Below are 23254 nucleotides of genomic sequence, written 5' to 3'. Positions count from 1 at the left end.
TTCCTTATTAGCTTTCTACGATTAGTGTTCTACGTTGATAGAATATATCCTTTCAATGATAGTGGATCGGTTCGATAATGCTTTTGAGATCGTGCTCTTAGCGCAACAAGGAGATTAACCATGCAGTTTTCGACTACCCCTACGCTTGAAGGGCAGAGCATCGTGGAATACTGCGGTGTGGTAACTGGCGAAGCTATTTTAGGCGCAAATATCTTCCGCGATTTCTTTGCGGGTATCCGTGATATCGTCGGTGGGCGCTCCGGCGCGTATGAAAAAGAATTACGTAAAGCGCGGGAAATTGCCTTTCAGGAGCTCGGCGAACAAGCCAAAGCATTGGGCGCTGATGCGGTTGTCGGTATCGATATTGATTACGAGACCGTCGGGAAAGATAGCAGTATGCTGATGGTCAGCGTCAGCGGTACCGCGGTAAAAACTCGCCGATGAAGCGTCTGCTGTGGTTGCTGGCGTTCACGCTGCTGTTGGCCGGGTGTGCCGGCGAGAAAGGGATTATCGATAAAGACGGGTATCAGTTAGATACCCGCCGTCAGGCTCAGGCGGCCTATCCCCGCATTAAGGTGTTGGTTATTCATTACACCGCAGATGATTTTGATTCATCACTGGCTACGCTGACGGATAAAAACGTCAGCTCACATTATTTGATCCCGGCAGTGCCGCCGTTGTATCACGGCAAGCCACGTATCTGGCAACTGGTCCCGGAAAAAGATTTGGCCTGGCATGCGGGGATTAGCTTCTGGCGTGGCGCCACGCGCATCAACGACACATCAATTGGTATTGAGCTGGAAAATCGCGGCTGGCAAAAGTCGGCGGGAACAAAATATTTCACCCCGTTTGAAGCAACACAGATCCAGGCGTTGATCCCGCTGGCAAAGGATATTATTACCCGTTACGACATCAAGCCACAAAACGTCGTGGCTCATGCGGATATCGCGCCACAGCGTAAAGACGATCCCGGCCCCCTGTTCCCGTGGCGTGAGCTGGCGGCACAAGGTATTGGCGCGTGGCCGGATGCGCAGCGCGTCACGTTTTATCTCGCTGGACGTGCGCCTCATACGCCGGTAGACACCGCCTCGTTGCTCGATGTGTTGTCGCGCTATGGCTACGACGTTAAACCTGAAATGACGCCACGTGAACAACAGCGGGTGATTATGGCGTTCCAGATGCACTTCCGGCCGGCGTTGTGGAACGGCGTGGCGGATGCTGAAACCCAGGCGATTGCCGAGGCGTTACTGGAGAAATACGGGCAGGGTTAGCGCGGTAACTTGCCGTGGTCGCGTAACCAGGCCGCGGTACGTTCAATCCCTTCGTCCAGCGTGACTACGGGCTGATAGCCTAACTCTTCCTGAGCGCGCGTTGTATCCAGCGTAAAATCAAAATTCAGCTTCGACACACCGTAATGCGTGAGCTTGGGTTCTTTAGCCGATTTATTACCAAGACGTTCCATGCTGCGGGCTATCATGTCCAGCATCGGATAAGGAACCGAACGAATACGGCAATCAATATTCAGCTCATCAATGAGCTTCTGCACGATGCTGCGCAGGGTGCGATGCTCGCCGTTGGTAATGTTATAGGCACGACCTGACGGCAGTTTATCGCAGGTTGTCTGGCTTGCCAGCCACATCGCATGCACCGCGTTCTCGTAATAGGTCATATCTACCAGCGCACTTCCGCCGTGCGGCAACAGAATGCTGCCATAGTGATGCATCATATGCGCCAGACGCGGGATAAACACTTTATCATGAGGGCCGAACAGGCTTTGCGGACGCAAGACCGTAAAACGGGTCTGCGGGTTGGCCTGAGCTAACAGTGCAATAACCTCTTCACCAGCGGCTTTGCTGCGGGCGAATTCGTTGGCGAAGCGATGTGGGCGGAAGTCCTCTTTGATATCACGATGGTGGTGATAGTCAAAATACAGTGAGGGAGAGGAGATATGAATAAAGTTACGCACGCCCCAGGCAACGGCCCACTCGCCCAGACGACGGGTAGCGCGGACGTTGGCCAGATCGAAGGCTTCCTGCGTGCCCCACGGTGAGGTGAAACTGGAGCAGTGCCATAGTGTGTCGATACCTGCGAGCATCACTTTTGCCTGCGAAGAGACCAGCTCGGTCAGATCCGCATGGACAAATTCTGCCCCCATTTTTTCCAGCAGCTTACCCATCGCTTCGTTGCGACCGGTGGCCCTGACGCTGATGCCTTTTCTGCACAAAAACTCAACCGCGTTTCGGCCCAAGCCGCTGGTGGCTCCGGTAACCAGTACCTTCATATCAATCCACTGTGTTTAAAAAACGTCGTGCGCATTCTTCCGTGAAATACGCTCGTATGCAATGGGAAACATGAAAGAATACAGTCTCTTTTTATCATTAGTTTGTGATTTGTTCTGCAAGTTTGGCAATACGCTTCGCCATCCCTCTGAAAATGAACAAGTGCGCCGGGATCATCAACAGCCAATAGAAGAGACCGGGCATCCCGTGCGGGTGCCACCATGCCCGGACATCAATGCGTCGGTGATCGCCTTTTTCTTCCAGCGTAAAGCTCAGACGACCAAGACCTGGGGCCTTCATGCCAAACAGCAGCGTGAGCTGCTTTTCCGGTTCAACGATGATGACTTTCCAGCTATCAACGGTATCACCCACCTGCAACAATGGATGTTGAGGCCGACCTTTCGCCAGCTTGTGACCCACCAGCAGGTCCAGCGCCGCACGTGTCTTCCACAAAATATTGCCAAAGAAATAACCTTCTTTACCCCCGAGGCGGTTCACGACCTGCCACAACGCTTTCCGGCTGGCGGAGGTCTCCACGCTAAAACCGGCTTGTTTGGCAAAATACCCATATTCAGGACGCCAGCGTGCAAAAGCCTGAGCGTCGTAACCCCAGTCGCTGGAGTTAACCAGTTTTTCTTCTTCTTTCAGCGTACTGCGAACCGCGTCGTCGAAGGCAATCAGCGGTTGTGGGATCAGCATCCGTAGTTCGGTGTCATCAGCCAACAGATCGTGCTTAAGCCCCTGGATTAGCGCTTTCGCCGTCGTCGGCGGAACCGAAGTAATGACATTTAAAAACCAGACGGAGATCCAGCGGGTCGGAAAGGGGATAGGGACCAACAGCCGATGCTTACCGCTGACTGTCATAAAGTGCTCAAACTGCTCCTGGTAGCTTAATACCTGGGGGCCTGCTGCTTCGAGTACGCGGTGTTTGCTTGCCGGATGATCCAACAACGCCACCAGGTAATACATCAGGTTTTCCAGCGCGATAGGCGTGGTGCGAGAACGTACCCAGCGTGGCGGGGTTAACACGGGGAGGTTATAGACCATGTCGCGCATGACTTCAAACGCAGCGGAACCTGCGCCAACGATAATGCCTGCACGTAGCTCAGTCACCGGTACACCGGATTCGCGCAGCGTATCTGCGGTGATCTGGCGCGCACGCAGGTGATCGGACTGCTCATGTCTGGGAGCCTGCAATGAGCTCAGGAAGATCAGTTGTTTGACCGGGGTCGTACGCAGTGCATCGCGCACGTTTTCTGCGACCAGGCGCTCATGGGCAATAAAGTCGCCCCCTTCGCCCATGCCATGAACCAGATAGTAAACGGTATCAATCCCCGCCAGCAGCGGCGGCAGAGTATCCGGTACATTTAAATCGATCTTATGACAGTTAACGTTGGCCAGTTGCTGCTTTTCCAGCCGCTCAATGCGACGTGCCGCAGCCAGCACCTGATGCCCTTGCTGGCTGAGCGCCTGAACCAGATGCTGACCAATGTAGCCACTGGCGCCAAGAACCAAAATCCGTTGCGGCACGCCTGACTCCTTAGCGGGTTAAAAAAGCGCGCCAGTGGGCGACGACTTCAGCAAGCTGTGTACGTGACACGTCCAGATGCATCACCAGACGTACAATCGGGGAGGCGTTAATCAGCACATCATGTGCCTTCATATACTCGCCCAGTGCTGCGGCATGTTCTTCACCAACACGGATAAACAGCATGTTGGTGTCGTGACGCATGACGTCCGCTCCCGCTTCACGCAACTGTTCTGCCATCCAGGCCGCGTTGTCGTGGTCGTCTTGTAAGCGCGCGACGTTATTTTTCAGCGCATACAGTCCGGCTGCCGCCAGAATCCCGGCCTGGCGCATCCCGCCGCCGGTCATTTTGCGCCAGCGAATCGCGCGTTTGATGTAGTCATGACTGCCGACCAGCAGTGAACCCACCGGCGTTCCCAGCCCTTTGGAAAGACAAATGGTGAACGAGTCGCAGTATTGAGTAACGTCTTTTAACTCACAGCCATAGGCGACGATGGCGTTAAAAATACGTGCGCCATCAACGTGCAGGGCAAGGTTTCGCTCACGGGTAAATTCCCAGGCATCCTTCAGGTACTCACGTGGCAATACTTTACCGTTGTGGGTGTTTTCCAGACTGAGCAGGCGCGTGCGGGCAAAATGGATATCATCCGCTTTGATTTTTGCCGCCACTTTATCCAGTGGCAGAGAACCATCTGGCGCAGCATCAATAGGTTGGGGTTGGATACTCCCGAGCACTGCGGCGCCGCCAGCTTCATACAAGTAGTTATGAGCCCCCTGACCGGCGATATATTCCTCGCCGCGCTGGCAATGGCTGAGTAACGCAACCAGATTAGCCTGAGTGCCGGTAGGCAGGAAAATAGCCGCTTCTTTACCAGAAAGTTCGGCGGCGTATTGCTGAAGGGCGTTAACGGTAGGGTCATCTCCGTAAACATCGTCCCCGACCGGGGCCGCCATCATTTCTTCCAGCATGGCGCGACTCGGGCGGGTGACGGTATCACTGCGTAAATCAATCATGGTATCTCCTTATTACACTTCATCCTTCAAGCTGCCTCGGCGTTGGCCACGCCCTTAAACCCCAGTCACATAGTATGCCTATGCTCCTGGGGATTTTCGGGCTAGCCGCCTTGATGCATCATGAATGATTTTGTGTGTGATTTAATAAGGATGTTTTACCTTAGCCAGTTAGTTTTCGCCAGTTCGATCACTTCATCACCGCGCCCGCTGATGATTGCGCGCAGCATATACAGGCTAAATCCCTTCGCTTGTTCGAGTTTTATTTGTGGTGGAATGGCGAGCTCTTCTTTCGCCACAACGACATCGACCAGCACCGGACCATCAATTGACATGGCGCGTTGCAAGGCCTCATCGACCCCAGAGGATTTCTCTACGCGGATGCCGGTAATACCACAGGCTTCGGCGATACGTGCGAAGTTGGTGTCGTGTAGTTCCGTTCCGTCCGTCAGATAACCACCCGCCTTCATCTCCATCGCCACAAAACCCAGTACGCTGTTGTTAAACACGATTATTTTCACCGGGAGCTTCATTTGCACAACTGAGAGAAAATCGCCCATTAACATGCTGAAGCCACCATCGCCGCACATCGCGACGACCTGACGGCCTGGTTCAGTCGCCTGCGCACCGAGCGCTTGTGGCATGGCGTTTGCCATTGAACCGTGGTTAAACGATCCTAGCAGACGGCGTTTACCGTTCATTTTCAGATAGCGTGCGGCCCACACCGTTGGCGTACCAACGTCGCAAGTGAAGATGGCGTCGTCTGCGGCAAAGTGGCTGATCTGTTGTGCCAGATATTGTGGATGAATGGCTTTATCGCTGGGCTTGGCTAAATCATCCAGCCCTTTGCGTGCATCGCGATAGTGCTCCAGCGCTTGGTCCAAAAACTGTCGATCGGTTTTTTCTTCTAGCTGTGGAAGCAGGGCGCGAAGCGTGGATTTAATATCGCCCACCAGCGCCATATCCACTTTGCTGTGTGCGCCAATGCTCGCCGGGTTGATATCAATCTGGATAATTTTGGCATCGGTAGGGTAGAACGGACGATAAGGGAACTGGGTGCCGAGTAAGATCAGCGTGTCGGCATTCATCATGGTATGGAACCCGGAAGAAAAGCCGATTAATCCGGTCATGCCGACGTCGTACGGGTTGTCGTATTCAACGTGCTCTTTACCACGCAGGGCGTGAACAATCGGGGCTTTGATTTTAGCGGCAAATTCGACCAGCTCTTTATGTGCCCCGGCACAACCGCTACCGCACATCAGGGCAATGTTGCGGGAATAACGCAGCAGTTGCGCCAGCTTTTTAATTTCTTCTTCTGCTGGCGTAACTATTGGCAGCGGTGCGTGATACCAGTGCGTACTGGCGCTTTCCGGCGCGGGTTTCAGCGCCACGTCGCCAGGTAAGACGACAACCGAGACACCGCGGTTTAATACGGCTTTTCGCATCGCAATCGCCAGTACCTGGGGGATCTGCTCGGGACTGGAAACCAGCTCGCAATAATGGCTACACTCGCGGAACAACTCCTGCGGGTGAGTCTCCTGAAAATAACCACTGCCTATCTCACTAGAAGGAATATGTGCAGCAATTGCCAGCACCGGGACATGGTTGCGGTGGCAATCAAACAGGCCGTTAATTAAGTGCAGGTTTCCCGGTCCGCATGAACCGGCGCAGACGGCCAGCTCACCGGTCAGTTGGGCTTCTGCGCCTGCGGCAAAAGCGGCAACCTCTTCATGGCGGGTTGGCATCCAGTCAATCGTTCCCATACGATTCAGACTATCACTGAGGCCATTCAGTGAGTCGCCCGTCACGCCCCAAATACGTTTAACGCCAGCTTGTTCAAGGGTTTTAGCAATAAAAGCGGCAACCGTTTGTTTCATGGTTTTCCATCTCCTTTAATGTGATACCGGTTACAAGTTTAGATGAAGATAATAGTTATGCTTCTCATTACCCCCTTATTTTCGGCAGCTTACATTTCACGAAGATAAAGCGTAGCTTGGCAGAAGACATGGTAAAACAAGGAATAAATTCAAATGGTTACAAAACTATTAAATGCAGTTAACCGGACGCTGACGCACGAAGATTTTGGCAAGTTTTTGTTACGCCTCGCTGTTGGGGGGCTGATGCTGTTTCATGGACTGCATAAACTGTTCGCGGGTATTGATGGCATCAGTGGCATGCTGATAGCCAAAGGGTTCCCCGGCTTTATTGCTTACGGTGTCTTGCTGGGGGAGGTTGTTGCACCTTGCCTGATTATTCTAGGGATACTGACACGCCCGGCGGCATTAGGGCTGGCGTTTACAATGATTGTGGCGTGGCTGATGGTCGGGATGGGAGAAACCTGGTCTCTGGACAAAACCGGCGCCTGGGCGATTGAGAGTCTGGTGTACTTTTTTGTTGGCGCGATGGCGGTGGCGTTTCTGGGCGCAGGAAAATATGCCCTGGGCGGCAATTCAGCCTGGCGGTGATAAATGACCGGACGACGGTATTAGTACTTTGTCCGGCCTACAACGGTTCTTGTAGGCCGGATAAGTATGCCATCCGGCAATGACTATTTACGCAAGTACCAGATCGCCCTGCGGATGACAGGAACACGCCAGAACGTAACCTTCCGCAATTTCCGCATCGGTCAGCGTCATGGTGCTGCTGACCGTGTAGTTACCATCAACCACTTTGGTTTTGCAGCAACCGCACACGCCTGCGCGACAGGCGGCAACGACCGGAACCTTATTGCTTTCCAGTGCTTCCAGTAGCGTCGTGCCAACCGGCGCATAGAACTCTTGTGCAGGTTGCAGCTTGGTGAACTTCAGTCCGCTGGTTGCCGCTTCGGCCACCGGAGTGAAGAACTGCTCTTTGAAGAAGCGTGTTACGCCAAGCGCTTTCACTTCTTTTTCGACCAGATCCATATACGGGGCCGGGCCACAGGTCATCACGGTTCGTGAGGTCAGATCCGGGACGCTCTTCAGCAGTTCGGTGGTCAGTCGGCCAGAAACAAAACCCTGAGTGGCATTGTTTTCAGCGACTAATGTCACCGGATACTCACGCCATTCATCGGCAAAGATGACATCTTCTGGCGAGCGAACGTTGAAAATCACCTGCACGTCGGCTTGTGGACGGTACTTCGCCAACCAGCGACGCATCGACATGATAGGCGTTACGCCACAGCCGGCAGCCAGCATCAGGAACTTGTCTTCCGCTTTATCTTCACAGGTAAATTCACCCATGGCATCGGACAGCCAGATGTAGTCGCCGCGCTTCACGTCGCGGGTTAACCACTGAGAACCTGCACCGTCGTCAATGCGGCGGATGGTCAGCGTGATGTACTCGCTTACGCCCGGCGTTGAAGAGATGGTGTAAGCACGCAGCGTATCCGCTGAGTTACGAACGCTGACCAGTGCATACTGCCCGGCACGATAGGGATAATAGTCGTGGCATAGCAACGAAATTGTCCATACATCCGGCGTTTCCTGATGGATGTGATGAACCTGCATCCGCCACGGGCACTGATGGGTTGGCATTGTCATTCTTTACTCCTTACGCGCTCAGCAGCTGCTTCATGTCTTCTTCAACGGTGGTCACGGAACGCAGACCAAATTTCTCGTTGAGTACAGCCAGCAGATCGGGTGTGAAGAAGCCAGGTGCAGTTGGGCCAGTCACGATGTTTTTCACACCCAGTGACAGCAGGGTCAGCAGGATGACAATCGCTTTCTGTTCGAACCAGGAGAGCACCAGAGACAGTGGCAGATCGTTCACGCCACAACCCAGTTTCTCAGCCAGAGTGACGGCCAGGATAATAGCAGAGTAGGCATCGTTACACTGACCGGCATCGACCAGACGCGGCAGACCTTCGATATCGCCGAATTCCAGTTTGTTGAAACGGTATTTACCACAGGCCAGAGTCAGGATCAGGCAGTCATCCGGTACGCTGGTGGCGAAATCGGTGAAGTAGTTACGTTCACCGCGTGCGCCGTCACAACCGCCAACCAGGAAGATGTGACGCAGTTTTTCACGGCTCACCAGGTCAATCAGGGTATCAGCGGCACCCAGCAGCGTCTGACGACCGAAACCGACGGTGATCAGATGAGGAATTTCGCTGTACGGGAAGCCAGCCATCTGCTGCGCCTGAGCAATAACCGGACCGAAGTCATCACCTTCGAGGTGGCTCACACCCGGCCAACCGACGATGCTACGGGTCCAGATGCGGTCATCGTATGCGCCAACGGTTGGGTCGATGATGCAGTTAGAGGTCATGACGATTGGGCCAGGGAAACGAGCAAATTCAACCTGCTGGTTCTGCCAGCCGCTGCCATAGTTACCGATCAGGTGTTTGAACTTACGCAGTTCCGGGTAGCCGTGTGCTGGCAGCATTTCACCGTGGGTATAAACGTTAACGCCGGTACCTTCGGTCTGTTCCAGCAGGTTGTACAGATCTTTCAGGTCGTGACCGGAGATCAGAATGCACTTCCCTTCGGTTGCTTTCACGTTGACCTGGGTTGGGGTTGGGTGACCGTATTTTGTGGTTTCACCGGCATCCAGAATGCTCATCACTTTAAAGTTCATCTGGCCGATTTCCATTGAGCACTCCAGCAGAGCGTTCATGTCGGAAGGCCAGGTACCCAGCCATGCCATGATTTTGTGGTACTGAGCGTAAATATCGTTGTCGTACTGGCCGAGAACGTGTGCGTGCTCCATGTAAGCTGCCGCACCTTTCAGACCGTACAGACACAGCAGACGCAGACCGAGGATATTCTCGCCGATGGTCGCTTTGTCTTTATTCGGGGTGAATTCAGCGGCCTGACGTTGCAGGTCGCCCAGATCGTCGCTGACCAGTTGCAGGTCGGCCATCGGGTTTTCAACAGTTGCGTTAGCATCAATGTTCAGGCATTGCGCTTTCAGTGCATCGCGCATGGCGATAGCTTCACGAGCATAGCCAACAATACGCGGGGAATCGAAGTTCACGTTGGTCAGCGTGGAGAAGAATGCACGCGGCGCGAAGTTATCAACTTCATGGTCGATGATGCCGTATTCACGCGCTTTAACAGCCCATGCAGACAGACCTTGTAGGGAAGCAATCAGCAGATCCTGCAGATCGGAGGTTTCAGCCGTTTTACCGCACATACCCTGCGCGTAAGAGCAGCCGTTTCCTGCCGGAGTACGGATGGTTTGTTCACATTGCACACAAAACATGGTCACACCTTTTAAAGTTATATTTGATATACATGTTTAAGGTTATGCCTGCGTGCGAAGGGATTAAAGGGATTTCTGCTACAACTTGCAGGGAGATTGATTTAGCGCAATTTTGGCGGTAGCTGACTACCGCCAGAGAGGTATTTGTCGGTGTATCAGGCGGAGAAAAAGGCCATTAACAGTGGTACTAACAGGCTCAGAATAAAGCCGTGCACAATGGCTGCGGGAACCATCTCCAGACCGCCACTGCGTTGTAACACGGGCAGCGTGAAATCCATTGATGTCGCCCCGCAAAGACCCAATGCGGTTGAACGACTGCGGACCACCAGTCCAGGGATCAGCATAATGGCAATTAACTCACGCGCCAGGTCGTTAAAGAAGGCGGCGCTGCCAATTACGGGACCGAATGATTCGGTCAACAGAATGCCTGACAGGGAATACCAGCCAAAACCCGATGCCATCGCCAGTGCTGTTTTCAACGGCAGGCCGAGGATCAGCGCATTAATGACGCCACCCAGCAGAGAACTGGCCACCACGACCACGGCAACAATCATGCCCCGACGGTTCAGTACGATCTGCTTTAATGTCATACCGCTGTTTCGCAGTTGGATCCCAACCAGGAATAATAAAAAGATCAGCGTATATTCGCTGGCTTCGGTCGCGTGCTGCAGTATCGACAATCCGGTAAGGCCCAGCAGAAAACCCAGCACCACGACGCCGCAAAGCTGTAGAGACTCCAGCGCCATCGCGATTCGCGAGGGGAGCTTCTCTTGCTGGTGGCTGTGCCGCCAGGGGAGTGAGCGCTCCAGCCACAGCAGCGCTGCGATATTGCACAGCAGAATGACCGTCACACTGACGGCAGAATAATAAAGAATGGATAACAGATTACTGGCGAGATTATCCAGAAACGCCAGACTGATCCCCATAAAAAAGAGAATAAGGTAGACGATCCAACTCAACAGCCGATTGATGAGTTTTAATGCGGCTCTGTGTCGAAGCGGAATGAGGTAGCCCACAATAAGGGGTACCAGAATGATTAACAGCCCTGAGAACATGAAACCCCGATCCTTGCTGAGAAGTAAGACGAAATGCACAACTATAACCGAAATAATTCAAGTTGCAGGAAGGCGGCAAGGGAGTGACAAATTCGTCTGGAATGAATTTGAACAGCCAAAGGCTGCCTTCGGTGAGGGACATGGATGTCCCTCATTAAATCCCCGGGAGCGTACATAAGTACGTGACTGGGGGGAGCGAGCGCAGTCAACACATCTGCAACTTGAAGTATGACGGATATACACACTACTGAAAGCAAAGAGGGGAGTAAAGTTGCAAATAAAAGGAAATATAGCGAGGAAAAAAAGGCCTGACAGTTCATCAGGCCTTGTTGTTAGCGATTAATCGCGTTTTTCCAGCAGGGTGCGGTAAATAAGACCGCCGACGATCCCGCCGATAATCGGCATAACCCAGAACAACCAAAGCTGTTGCAATGCCCAACCACCCTGGAAGATAGCAACCGCAGTACTACGCGCCGGGTTTACGGACGTATTAGTGACCGGGATACTGATCAGGTGAATCAACGTTAATGCAAGACCGATGGCAATTGGCGCAAAACCTGCCGGAGCATGTTTATCGGTCGCACCGTGGATCACTAATAAGAAACCTGCGGTCAGAACGATTTCAATTACGATGGCAGAAAGCATGGAATATCCGCCAGGTGAATGCTCGCCGTAACCGTTTGAGGCGAAGCCACTGGCTGCTGCATCAAAACCGGCTTTGCCGCTGGCAATAAGATAAAGTACCGCTGCTGCTACAATACCGCCCACGACCTGAGCAATAACATAACCAATAACGTCTTTCGCCGGGAAGCGACCACCAGCCCATAAACCGAATGTCACTGCAGGGTTAAAATGACCACCTGAAATATGACCCACAGCGAATGCCATGGTTAATACTGTCAGACCAAACGCCAGGGCGACACCGGCAAACCCAATACCTAACTCCGGGAAAGCTGCGGCCAGAACGGCACTACCACACCCGCCAAAAACAAGCCAAAACGTGCCGAAGAACTCGGCTGCTAATTTCCTGAACATAACCACCTCAATTAAAAGTTCCGGGTTAGTTTTTCTATCCCGGTATTTCATCGCTAAAAGGGACGATGATTAAAGCGCGCTTATTCTAGAAAAAAATCTCATCCCTTCGCCACTTAAATTAATAAAAAAATTTGATTTAAGGCAATGTGATGCGAATCCTTTTTGGAGTTCAGGTGAATAAAGCATAGTTCAGTTATCAGAAATCTGATGATTGACGTCTGAAATTGTATTCAAAAGTAATTTTTAAAGAGAATATTCTTAACTCTTTCGATTTATCTGCGGATGATATCGGGTGTTCTGAGCGCCCGCTTACCGTTATACTCCTGATAACTTGAAGGAAAAAGTGAGCATTTCCGGAGGCTATATGATTCTCGAACGCGTTGAGATTGTTGGGTTTCGTGGTATTAATCGGCTGTCGTTGATGCTGGAGCAAAACAACGTGCTGATTGGGGAAAACGCGTGGGGTAAGTCCAGCCTGCTGGATGCGTTAACCCTGCTGTTGTCGCCAGAGTCGGATTTGTACCACTTTAACCGCGAAGATTTCTGGTTCCCGCCGGGTGACATTCAGGGCCGGGAACATCATCTGCATATTGTCCTGACATTTCGTGAATCTCAACCGGGTCGCCATCGTGTGCGTCGATATCGCCCGTTAGAAGCGTGCTGGTCGCCGTGCCATGATAACTATCACCGTATTTTTTATCGGCTGGAAGGCGAGTGCGCTGATGACGGCAGCGTCCTGACATTGCGCAGTTTTCTTGATGGCGAAGGCCACCCGTTGCCCATCGACAATATTAACGATCAGGCGCGTCATCTGGTGCGTTTGATGCCAGTACTACGTTTACGTGATGCGCGTTTTATGCGGCGGATCCGTAATGGAACGGTGCCGGATTCCGCGGATGTTGAAGTGACTGCACGTCAACTGGATTTTATGGCGCGTGAGTTGGCCACCCGACCGCAGAATCTGACGGATGGGCAGATTCGCCAGGGGCTGTCGGCGATGGTTCAACTGCTGGAGCACTACTTTTCAGAACAAGGTTCCGGTCAGTCCCGCTATCGTCTGATGCGCCGACGTTCCAACAACGAGCAACGTAGCTGGCGTTATCTGGATATTATCAACCGTATGATTGATAAACCTGGAGGGCGTACGCACCGTGTGATTCTGCTGGGGCTGTTTTCCACGCTGTTACAGGCCAAAGGGTCGCTAAGACTGGATAAAGACGCTCGTCCGTTGCTACTGGTAGAAGATCCTGAAACGCGCTTACACCCCATTATGTTGTCCGTTGCCTGGCAACTGTTGAATCTGCTTCCCCTCCAGCGGGTGACGACGACCAACTCTGGTGAACTGTTATCGCTTACGCCCGTTGAACATGTTGTCCGTCTGGTACGAGAATCTTCCCGCGTCGCCGCCTGGCGACTGGGACCGGGAGGACTCAATGCGGAAGACGGGCGGCGCATTGCCTTCCATATCCGTTTTAATCGGGCGTCTTCACTGTTTGCCCGTTGCTGGCTGTTGGTGGAGGGAGAAACAGAAACATGGGTCATTAACGAGCTGGCTCGTCAGTGTGGGCATCACTTTGATGCCGAAGGGATTAAAGTCATTGAATTTGCCCAGTCAGGGCTTAAACCCCTGGTGAAGTTTGCCCGCCGGATGGGAATTGAGTGGCATGTGCTGGTCGATGGCGATGAGGCGGGGAAAAAGTATGCGGCCACGGTACGCAGCCTGCTGAACGATGACAAAGAGGAAGAGCGCGAACATTTGACCATGTTACCTGCGCTGGATATGGAACACTTTATGTACCGCCAGGGGTTCTCGGACGTCTTTCATCGGGTGGCGCAAATACCGGAAAATGTACCGATGAATATGCGGAAAATTATAGCGAAGGCGATCCATCGCTCGTCAAAACCTGATCTGGCGATTGAAGTGGCGATGGAGGCGGGACGACGCGGTGTTGAAGCGGTGCCAACGTTGCTGCGGAAAATGTTTTCCCGCGTGCTGTGGTTAGCACGCGGGCGAGCGGATTAGCGGCGGAACATGACTGATAACTGCGAGTGGATACTGTCGAGTAACTGATAGCGGCGGCGATATTCCGCGCGCTTCTTACTGGCAATATCTGCTTCGCTTTTACGCGCCAGCGTACGCGGAATATGATAGTAGCCATTGTGGTCACATTCGCCGCCCACTGACTCCCAAAATGAATTGTAGTCAGAATGAATAACCTTGTTTTTATCATGGTAACGCTGGCTGCGAAAAATATGCTGGTCATTGCTGACGGCCAGTACTTGTTCAATATTCAATTGTTCTGCAAAACGACAAATAGCTTCCATTACAATACGTTTAGGAAACAAACCATGGCATGATTTTGTCGCTTTTTGAATTTCTTCGTGCGGCATTAATCGGTTACCCCCCTGCAAGCCACCAATAAAAAGCGCGCTGCGCCCTTCATAGTTGCACAGGGTGAAGGTCATTTCTGCTAATGTCTCGCCCTCACTATTACGGACAAGAATGGTACTTTCACCTTCTTTATCCAGGGCAATAAATGATGACATTATAATGGTGTATATTGCGCTGTCTTTGCCTTCAATTTGTGCCAGTTGTAGCCCATCTGCACTTAAATAATCATTAAATTCTGTCGATGAAAAAGCGTTGCGGATAACATTGTAATGAAAACGCACAGCATCGAGTTTTGCTTTACGGTCAAGGTTGACTGCGAGATATGCGCGATGCAGGCGAACCGGTATACGGGGTTGGATCGCGAGAATTTTCTCGAGATCCGGCCATTGCGCCAGCTCAGCCATCCATTCACGTGTTAATCGTGGCATCAGCAATGAACGCCATACAAACTTACGGCGAAAGCTGCGTTGATGCCAAAATTTACCTGGTCGCCATTGTCCGGTTGTCAGACGACAAAAAAGACTAAAACTTGTGGCGGGTCTGGAAGAATGAAAAGTGCTTTCTGTTAGCTGGCTCATAATAACAATCCAATAGATACTCTGATACTAATTTCAGCACAGTGGACCTTAACGGTTCATCAATAACTCTGTTATTCTTTGCACTTTTCAACGTCTGTTAATTTATCGTTGATGGTTATCACTCCACTCTGGTGGGCGTATTGGGGGACACTGGGACATTTTATGAAGCTCAAGGGAAAAATTAAAAAACGGTATTTTCTCATCGCCATCATCATTATTGTGGCGATGATTTCACTTTGGCGAACGCTTAATGCGCCACTACCACAGTATCAAACGTTAATTGTACGTCCAGGCGATCTCCAGCAAAGTGTGCTGGCCACCGGGAAACTGGATGCATTACGCAAAGTTGATGTTGGTGCCCAGGTGAGTGGGCAGTTAAAAACGCTGTCAGTAGCCATTGGCGATAAAGTTAAAAAAGATCAGTTGCTCGGCGTTATCGATCCTGAGCAGGCGCAAAACCAAATCAAAGAAGTAGAAGCGACGCTCATGGAGCTGCGGGCTCAGCGTTTACAGGCTGAAGCTGAGTGGAAACTGGCACGCGTAACGCTTTCTCGTCAGCAACAACTGGCGAAAACGCAGGCGGTTTCGCAGCAGGACCTCGACACGGCAGCGACCGAAATGGCGGTCAAGCAGGCACAGATTGGCACTATTGATGCACAAATTAAGCGTAATCAGGCTTCCCTTGATACGGCAAAAACGAACCTCGATTACACGCGAATCGTCGCACCAATGGCAGGTGAAGTGACGCAAATCACCACCCTCCAGGGGCAAACCGTGATTGCCGCCCAGCAGGCGCCTAACATTTTGACGTTGGCAGATATGAGCACCATGCTGGTAAAAGCGCAGGTCTCCGAGGCCGATGTTATTCACCTGCAGCCGGGTCAAAGAGCCTGGTTCACTGTGCTGGGCGATCCGCAGACACGGTATGAAGGCGTGCTCAAAGATGTCCTTCCGACGCCTGAGAAGGTGAATGACGCCATTTTCTACTATGCGCGCTTCGAAGTGCCTAATCCGAAAGGGATCCTGCGCCTTGATATGACCGCACAGGTGCACATCCAGCTCACCGACGTTAAAAATGTGCTGACGATCCCGTTGTCGGCGTTGGGCGATCCTATTGGCAACAACCGCTATAACGTCAGGCTGCTGCGCAATGGTGAAACTCGTGAACGCGAAGTGGTCATCGGCGCCCGTAATGATACCGACGTAGAAATTGTGAAAGGGTTGGAAGAGGGTGATGAAGTGATCACCGGTGAGGGTAAAGCGGGAGTGGCACAATGACGGCATTGCTTGAGTTGAGAAATATCCGCCGCAGTTACCCGTCAGGCGAGGGACAGGTCGAGGTATTAAAGGACGTCTCCTTGCGCATTCAGGCCGGCGAGATGGTGGCGATTGTCGGGGCGTCTGGCTCGGGTAAATCGACGCTGATGAATATTCTGGGATGTCTGGACAAGCCGACCAGTGGAACTTATCGGGTTGCGGGGCGGGATGTTTCCACCCTGGATAGCGATGCGTTAGCGCAACTGCGACGTGAGCATTTCGGCTTTATCTTCCAGCGCTATCATTTGCTGTCACATTTAACGGCTGCACAAAACGTTGAAGTCCCGGCGGTGTATGCCGGGACTGAACGTAAGCAGCGTCTGGCTCGTGCTCAAGAATTACTTCAGCGCCTGGGATTGGGTGACCGGGTTGATTATCAGCCTTCCCAGCTTTCTGGTGGTCAGCAGCAACGTGTCAGTATTGCGCGTGCGTTGATGAATGGTGGTCAGGTCATTCTGGCTGATGAACCCACTGGCGCGCTGGACAGCCACTCCGGCGAAGAGGTGATGGCTATTCTGCATCAGCTACGCGATCGCGGGCATACGGTCATTATCGTCACGCACGACAGCCAGGTTGCCGCCCAGGCAGAACGCGTCATTGAAATTCGTGATGGCGAGATTGTGCGTAATCCACCCCCACAAAAGCCTGCTACCGGACGTGATATTGCTGAACCAACGGTGACGACGGCTTCTGGCTGGAGCCAGTTTGTCAGTGGTTTTCGTGAAGCATTGACCATGGCCTGGCTGGCCATGGCCGCCAACAAGATGCGTACACTGCTCACAATGCTGGGTATTATCATCGGCATCGCGTCGGTGGTGTCGATTGTGGTGGTGGGCGATGCGGCAAAACAGCTGGTGCTGGCAGACATTCGTGCTATCGGTACGAATACTATCGATATCTATCCCGGCAAGGATTTCGGTGATGACGACCCACAGTATCAGCAGGCGCTGAAGTATGACGATTTAGTCGCGATTCAGAAGCAACCCTGGGTCAGTTCCGTTACGCCTGCGGTATCGAAGAACCTGCGCCTGCGCTATGGCAATATTGATGTTGCCGCCAGCGCAAACGGCGTTAGCGGTGATTACTTCAACGTCTATGGTATGACGTTCAGTGAGGGTGCCACCTTTAATGCAGAGCAACTGGCGGGGCGGGCGCAAGTGGTGGTGCTCGACAGCAATACCCGACGTCAGTTGTTCCCCAGCAAAGCGAAAGTGGTGGGCGAGGTCATTTTGGTGGGAAATATGCCAGCCACCGTTATTGGCGTCGCGGAAGAAAAACAATCGATGTTTGGCAGCAGTAAGATCCTGCGCGTCTGGCTGCCATACAGCACCATGTCAGGGCGGATCATGGGGCAATCGTGGTTAAACTCTATTACCGTGCGGGTAAAAGAGGGGTTTGATAGCGCCCAGGCCGAGCAGCAACTCACCCGTCTGTTATCGCTGCGTCATGGCAAAAAAGATTTCTTCACCTGGAACATGGATGGCATCTTGAAAACCGCCGAAAAAACCACACGTACATTACAGCTCTTTCTGACGCTGGTGGCGGTGATTTCGCTGGTGGTGGGCGGGATCGGCGTGATGAACATTATGCTGGTATCGGTGACAGAGCGTACGCGTGAAATCGGTATTCGGATGGCCGTGGGGGCGCGGGCCAGCGATGTGTTACAGCAATTCTTAATTGAGGCTGTGCTGGTGTGTCTGGTGGGAGGGGCGCTCGGCATCAGTTTGTCGATGTTAATTGCCTTTACGCTACAGCTGTTCCTGCCCGGGTGGGAAATTGGTTTCTCTCCTGTCGCGCTGTTAACGGCTTTCCTGTGTTCGACCGCCACCGGAATTTTGTTTGGCTGGCTTCCGGCCCGTAATGCAGCGCGTCTGGATCCCGTTGATGCCCTGGCACGAGAATAACGTGTTGTATTGCATAAGAAATAAAAATGCCAGCCTCAGGGGCTGGCATTTTGTCTGCGGGATGTACACAATGAGACAGAAGAGCTATGCGACAGCTTCTGCTTCAATGACGGGCACGATAAGACTGGCATGATTGCCTTTTGGCCCCTGGTGGACATCAAACTGGACAGACTGTCCGGCTTTTAGCGTTCTGTAACCATCCATCTGAATGGTGGAATAATGGGCGAAGATATCTTCACCACCGCCTTCGGGGCAGATGAAACCAAACCCTTTGGCATTGTTGAACCACTTAACAGTACCCGTTTCCATACTTCGACATCCTTCGTAAATCTTATATAAGTAAGATGGAATGAACCGGTGGCGGAGTGGGGGCTGTTCAAAACCTCGCCAACTCTCGAAACTACAATTTAGAGAAATCAGGCGAGGCGTCAAGCGCCAGGCAGGTGGAATAGGGTAAAAATGCATCAAAATTTGAAGCAGTTAACGCTATTGTCGGATATGTGACAGATGTCGCGGATGACACTGATAGATGATAGTTATCTAATAATTGAGGTAGATTGATTGTGCGCATAGGCTCTTGTCAGCGGCAAGTTATTCTGCCGGTAACCGTAACTGAAGATGACGACTGACAATGGGTAAGACGAACGACTGGCTGGATTTCGAACAGCTGGCGGAAGACAAATTGCGCGACGCGCTAAAACCGCCATCTATGTATAAAGTGATATTAGTCAATGATGATTACACTCCGATGGAGTTTGTTATTGACGTGTTACAAAAATTCTTTTCTTATGATGTAGAACGTGCAACGCAACTGATGCTTGCCGTTCACTATCAAGGTAAAGCCATCTGCGGCGTATTCACCGCCGAGGTTGCTGAAACCAAAGTGGCGATGGTGAACAAATATGCGAGGGAAAACGAGCATCCGTTGCTGTGTACGCTGGAAAAAGCCTGAATGCAGGCATAAATATTGGGGGAGGTGCCTATGCTCAATCAAGAACTGGAACTCAGTTTAAACATGGCTTTCGCCAGAGCGCGCGAGCACCGACATGAGTTTATGACCGTCGAGCACTTGTTACTGGCGTTGCTCAGTAACCCATCGGCCCGCGAAGCGCTGGAAGCGTGTTCTGTGGATCTGGTGGCGCTCCGTCAGGAACTCGAAGCCTTCATTGAACAAACCACACCCGTATTGCCTGCCAGCGAAGAAGAGCGCGACACGCAGCCGACGTTGAGTTTTCAGCGTGTTTTGCAACGTGCTGTCTTTCATGTTCAGTCCTCCGGGCGCAATGAAGTGACTGGCGCTAATGTGCTGGTTGCTATCTTCAGCGAGCAGGAGTCACAGGCGGCCTATCTGCTGCGTAAGCATGAAGTCAGTCGCCTGGACGTGGTGAATTTCATTTCTCATGGCACGCGTAAAGACGAACCGAGTCAGTCTTCTGACTCCGGGAATCAGCCAAATAACGAAGAGCAAGCTGGCGGGGAGGACCGTATGGAGAACTTCACGACTAACCTTAACCAGCTGGCTCGCGTGGGCGGGATTGATCCGCTTATTGGCCGCGAAAAAGAGCTGGAGCGCGCCATTCAGGTACTGTGTCGTCGGCGTAAAAATAACCCACTGCTGGTGGGTGAATCCGGCGTGGGGAAAACGGCGATTGCCGAAGGTCTCGCCTGGCGTATTGTCCAGGGGGATGTGCCGGAAGTGATGGCAGATTGTACGCTGTATTCTCTGGATATCGGTTCATTGCTGGCGGGGACCAAATACCGCGGTGATTTTGAAAAACGCTTTAAGGCGCTGCTGAAACAACTGGAACAGGATACCAACAGCATTCTGTTTATCGATGAGATCCACACCATTATCGGTGCGGGTGCGGCATCGGGCGGCCAGGTGGATGCGGCTAACCTGATCAAGCCGCTGCTCTCCAGCGGGAAAATTCGTGTGATAGGTTCAACCACTTATCAGGAGTTCAGCAATATCTTTGAGAAAGACCGTGCGTTAGCGCGTCGCTTCCAGAAGATCGATATCACTGAGCCGTCAGTGGAAGAGACCGTGCAGATCATCAACGGTCTGAAACCGAAGTACGAAGCGCACCATGACGTTCGCTACACCGCCAAAGCGGTACGTGCAGCGGTCGAACTGGCGGTGAAATACATTAACGATCGCCACCTGCCGGATAAAGCGATTGACGTGATTGATGAAGCGGGCGCGCGGGCGCGTCTGATGCCGGTCAGCAAGCGCAAGAAAACCGTCAACGTGGCAGATATCGAGTCCGTGGTGGCCCGCATTGCGCGGATCCCGGAGAAGAGCGTGTCGCAGAGCGATCGTGATACGCTGAAAAATCTGGGCAACCGTCTGAAAATGCTGGTATTCGGGCAGGATAAAGCCATTGAAGCACTGACCGAAGCGATCAAAATGAGCCGTGCCGGTCTGGGTCATGAGCACAAGCCTGTCGGTTCGTTCCTGTTCGCCGGTCCGACTGGCGTCGGTAAGACCGAAGTTACGGTGCAGTTGTCTAAAGCGCTGGGCATCGAACTGCTGCGTTTTGATATGTCCGAATATATGGAACGTCATACTGTCAGCCGCTTGATTGGCGCGCCTCCAGGATATGTCGGTTTCGACCAGGGCGGTTTACTGACCGATGCGGTGATCAAACATCCGCATGCTGTACTGCTGCTGGATGAAATTGAAAAAGCGCACCCGGATGTCTTTAACCTGCTGCTGCAGGTCATGGATAACGGTACGCTGACTGACAATAACGGGCGTAAAGCGGATTTCCGCAACGTGGTGCTGGTGATGACGACCAACGCCGGGGTACGTGAAACTGAGCGTAAATCGATTGGGCTTATTCATCAGGACAACAGTACTGATGCGATGGGTGAAATCAAAAAAGTGTTTACGCCGGAATTCCGTAACCGCCTCGACAATATTATCTGGTTCGATCATCTCTCTACTGAGGTGATTCATCAGGTGGTGGATAAATTTATTGTCGAGCTGCAGGTTCAGCTGGATCAGAAAGGTGTCTCTCTGGAAGTGAGTCAGGAAGCACGTAACTGGTTGGCGGAAAAAGGCTACGACCGCGCAATGGGCGCACGTCCGATGACGCGAGTGGTTCAGGACAACCTGAAAAAACCATTGGCCAACGAATTGCTGTTTGGTTCGCTGGTGGATGGCGGTCAGGTTACCGTCGCGCTGGATAAAGAAAAAAATGAGCTGACCTACGGTTTTCAGAGTGCGCAAAAGCACAAGCCAGAAGCTGCACATTGATTTCTAATCACATAATAAGCCGGGCGCAATGCCCGGTTTTTTTTTGCCTGAAAGTCGTGATTTGAATTGGGGGGGCTCAAAGAGTTTAAACGGCAGGCAAAAAATAAGCCTGCGTAAGGGAGATTACGCAGGCTAAGGAGGTGGTTCCTGGTACAGCTAGCATTTATGGGTTATGTTTTTCAGCGGGTGGGATAATACCCTTAATGAACGAAACGGTATGTGATCGATTTCTAAGAATCTTCCGAACGCTGAAAAATAACCGTAATTAACTACTTAGCATGTGGATTGCGCGTGGACTCACCGGCAAAATTACGCATCAGTAATGCATAATTCAGATCGATATCCTGCGGTACGGGCATCCATACGGTATAACCATCACCAGGCGCAACTGGCATAGCTTCGCCTTTGGCGTTTTCCATCTGCTCAAGGGTGAAATTGACGTTACCCTGCGGCGTCATCAACTCCAGACTGTCACCGACGGTGAATTTGTTTTTCACCAGCACAGCGGCCAGATCGCCTTTGCGTTCGCCGGTGAATTCACCGACAAACTGCTGGCGTTCGGAAACAGAAAAACCGTATTCGTAGTTCTGATAGTCGTCATGCGTGTGGCGGCGCAGGAATCCTTCGGTATAACCACGGTGCGCCAGACCTTCCAGTGTTTCCAGCAGTTGCGGATCGAACGGTTTACCGGCTGCAGCATCGTCAATGGCTTTACGATAGACCTGTGCGGTACGGGCGCAGTAATAGTAAGACTTGGTGCGGCCTTCGATTTTCAGCGAATGTACGCCCATCTGGGTCAGGCGTTCAACGTGGGCAATTGCGCGTAAATCTTTTGAGTTCATGATGTAAGTGCCGTGTTCGTCTTCGAACGCGGTCATGTATTCACCCGGACGCTGGGCTTCTTCAATCATAAACACTTTGTCCGTAGGCGCGCCGATCCCAAGCGTCGGTTCCACGTTTTGTACCGGGATGGGTTCGTATTTGTGCACGATATTACCCACCACATCTTCTTTACCTTCCTGCACGTTGTATTCCCAGCGACAGGCGTTGGTACAGGTACCCTGGTTAGGGTCGCGCTTGTTGATGTAGCCGGAGAGCAGGCAGCGGCCGGAGTAGGCCATGCACAGCGCACCGTGAACGAAGATTTCAATCTCCATATCCGGAACCTGGGTGCGGATCTCTTCAATTTCTTCCAGCGACAGTTCGCGGGACAGGATCACGCGGGTCAGGCCCATTTGCTTCCAGAATTTTACTGTTGCCCAGTTTACGGCGTTAGCCTGTACCGACAGGTGAATGTCCATATCGGGGAAGTTCTCACGCACCAGCATGATAAGACCTGGATCGGACATGATCAGCGCATCCGGCCCCATTTCCACAACGGGTTTCAGGTCACGAATGAAGGTTTTCAGCTTGGCGTTATGCGGGGCAATGTTAACCACCACATAGAATTTTTTACCCAGTTCATGGGCTTCATTAATGCCGAGCTGCAGGTTTTCGTGATTGAATTCGTTGTTGCGCACACGCAGAGAGTAGCGCGGTTGGCCCGCATACACAGCATCTGCGCCATAAGCGAAAGCGTAACGCATATTTTTCAGCGTTCCCGCCGGGGAAAGGAGTTCCGGTTTAAACATAATTTTCTCGTTCTGATGACAGGTCAGACTCGCTTCACTGAATGAAACGGTTGGGGGAGTGCCCCCATATTAAGGGCGGGC

At 52.2% G+C, this 23254-nt stretch carries 19 protein-coding genes; 8 read left to right on the top strand and 11 right to left on the bottom strand.

Translation table 11 applies throughout. From position 1 onward, the window contains the following. The first annotated feature begins 120 nt into the window (after positions 1-120). Together HV261_RS17405 and HV261_RS17400 are read left to right on the top strand one after the other, a co-directional pair. Positions 121-444, top strand: coding sequence for a heavy metal-binding domain-containing protein (locus tag HV261_RS17405; protein WP_001160726.1), 324 nt, complete (start codon positions 121-123; stop codon positions 442-444). Further along, positions 441-1271: an N-acetylmuramoyl-L-alanine amidase gene (locus HV261_RS17400; RefSeq protein ID WP_202038977.1), complete on the top strand. Its 831-nt coding sequence runs from the start codon at positions 441-443 to the stop codon at positions 1269-1271. Before HV261_RS17405 ends, HV261_RS17400 begins: the two co-directional genes overlap by 4 nt. Here HV261_RS17400 and HV261_RS17395 read toward each other — a convergent pair. From HV261_RS17395 to poxB, 4 genes are all read right to left on the bottom strand, one after another. Continuing rightward, on the bottom strand, positions 1268-2281 hold the full coding sequence (locus HV261_RS17395; protein ID WP_137382225.1) for a 3-beta-hydroxysteroid dehydrogenase: 1014 nt from the start codon (positions 2279-2281) through the stop codon (positions 1268-1270). The two genes, HV261_RS17400 and HV261_RS17395, sit on opposite strands and share 4 nt — an antisense overlap. 97 nt (positions 2282-2378) lie before the next feature. Next, positions 2379-3809 carry an SDR family oxidoreductase gene (locus tag HV261_RS17390; protein ID WP_202038976.1) on the bottom strand — a complete coding sequence of 477 codons (1431 nt, stop codon included), beginning with the start codon at positions 3807-3809 and terminating at the stop codon, positions 2379-2381. A gap of 10 nt (positions 3810-3819) precedes the next feature. Further along, a complete protein-coding gene (ltaE, locus tag HV261_RS17385) occupies positions 3820-4821 on the bottom strand; it encodes a low-specificity L-threonine aldolase (protein ID WP_202038975.1) in 1002 nt (333 codons plus the stop codon). A gap of 155 nt (positions 4822-4976) precedes the next feature. Further along, positions 4977-6695, bottom strand: coding sequence for a ubiquinone-dependent pyruvate dehydrogenase (gene poxB, locus HV261_RS17380; protein WP_202038974.1), 1719 nt, complete (start codon positions 6693-6695; stop codon positions 4977-4979). Between the two features lie 153 nt (positions 6696-6848). Here poxB and HV261_RS17375 point away from each other — a divergent pair, with 153 nt between their 5' ends. After that, a complete protein-coding gene (locus HV261_RS17375; protein WP_040231860.1) occupies positions 6849-7283 on the top strand; it encodes a DoxX family protein in 435 nt (144 codons plus the stop codon). Positions 7284-7370: 87 nt separating this feature from the next. Here HV261_RS17375 and hcr read toward each other — a convergent pair whose 3' ends face one another. The 4 genes from hcr to aqpZ all read right to left on the bottom strand — a co-directional run bounded on the left by hcr (position 7371) and on the right by aqpZ (position 12092). Further along, the gene (gene hcr, locus HV261_RS17370) at positions 7371-8339 is read right to left on the bottom strand and encodes an NADH oxidoreductase (protein ID WP_202038973.1); all 969 of its coding nucleotides are present in this window, start codon (positions 8337-8339) and stop codon (positions 7371-7373) included. Between the two features lie 10 nt (positions 8340-8349). Then, positions 8350-10002: a hydroxylamine reductase gene (hcp, locus tag HV261_RS17365; RefSeq protein ID WP_137382230.1), complete on the bottom strand. Its 1653-nt coding sequence runs from the start codon at positions 10000-10002 to the stop codon at positions 8350-8352. Between the two features lie 155 nt (positions 10003-10157). Further along, a complete protein-coding gene (locus tag HV261_RS17360; RefSeq protein ID WP_137382231.1) occupies positions 10158-11057 on the bottom strand; it encodes a LysO family transporter in 900 nt (299 codons plus the stop codon). A 339-nt stretch (positions 11058-11396) separates the two neighbouring features. Beyond that, positions 11397-12092, bottom strand: coding sequence for an aquaporin Z (gene aqpZ / locus HV261_RS17355; RefSeq protein WP_048212061.1), 696 nt, complete (start codon positions 12090-12092; stop codon positions 11397-11399). 364 nt (positions 12093-12456) lie between these two features. Between aqpZ and HV261_RS17350 the strand changes: the two genes are divergently transcribed. Then, a complete protein-coding gene (locus HV261_RS17350) occupies positions 12457-14115 on the top strand; it encodes an ATP-dependent endonuclease (protein ID WP_048212060.1) in 1659 nt (552 codons plus the stop codon). Here HV261_RS17350 and HV261_RS17345 read toward each other — a convergent pair. Continuing rightward, positions 14112-15062 (bottom strand): VirK/YbjX family protein, encoded by a 951-nt coding sequence (locus HV261_RS17345; RefSeq protein WP_202038972.1) that lies wholly within the window; start codon positions 15060-15062, stop codon positions 14112-14114. The genes HV261_RS17350 and HV261_RS17345 overlap by 4 nt on opposite strands. A 162-nt stretch (positions 15063-15224) precedes the next feature. Here HV261_RS17345 and macA point away from each other — a divergent pair, with 162 nt between their 5' ends. Both macA and macB read left to right on the top strand, forming a co-directional pair. Then, on the top strand, positions 15225-16340 hold the full coding sequence (gene macA / locus HV261_RS17340) for a macrolide transporter subunit MacA (RefSeq protein ID WP_202038971.1): 1116 nt from the start codon (positions 15225-15227) through the stop codon (positions 16338-16340). Further along, entirely contained in the window at positions 16337-18283 is a 1947-nt protein-coding gene (gene macB / locus HV261_RS17335; RefSeq protein ID WP_202038970.1) for a macrolide ABC transporter ATP-binding protein/permease MacB, read from the top strand. The genes macA and macB overlap by 4 nt, the downstream gene beginning before the upstream one ends. Positions 18284-18367: 84 nt before the next feature. On the opposite strand, the gene cspD is transcribed toward macB, so the two are convergent. Beyond that, on the bottom strand, positions 18368-18592 hold the full coding sequence (cspD, locus tag HV261_RS17330; RefSeq protein WP_005128369.1) for a cold shock-like protein CspD: 225 nt from the start codon (positions 18590-18592) through the stop codon (positions 18368-18370). 322 nt (positions 18593-18914) lie between these two features. Between cspD and clpS the strand changes: the two genes are divergently transcribed. Both clpS and clpA read left to right on the top strand, forming a co-directional pair. Beyond that, the gene (gene clpS, locus HV261_RS17325; protein WP_005128368.1) at positions 18915-19235 is read left to right on the top strand and encodes an ATP-dependent Clp protease adapter ClpS; all 321 of its coding nucleotides are present in this window, start codon (positions 18915-18917) and stop codon (positions 19233-19235) included. A 30-nt stretch (positions 19236-19265) separates the two neighbouring features. Then, complete coding sequence (gene clpA / locus HV261_RS17320) at positions 19266-21542, top strand: ATP-dependent Clp protease ATP-binding subunit ClpA (protein ID WP_040231864.1); 2277 nt, start codon at positions 19266-19268, stop codon at positions 21540-21542. A gap of 269 nt (positions 21543-21811) precedes the next feature. Here clpA and trhP read toward each other — a convergent pair whose 3' ends face one another. Further along, positions 21812-23173, bottom strand: coding sequence for a prephenate-dependent tRNA uridine(34) hydroxylase TrhP (trhP, locus tag HV261_RS17315; protein WP_040231866.1), 1362 nt, complete (start codon positions 23171-23173; stop codon positions 21812-21814). Positions 23174-23254: the final 81 nt, after the last annotated feature.

It is taken from the genome of Citrobacter sp. RHBSTW-00671 (assembly GCF_014103415.1).
Lineage (GTDB): Bacteria > Pseudomonadota > Gammaproteobacteria > Enterobacterales > Enterobacteriaceae > Citrobacter.
Note: the sequence above shows the minus strand (reverse complement) of the source record. Positions and strands in the feature narration are given on the sequence as shown.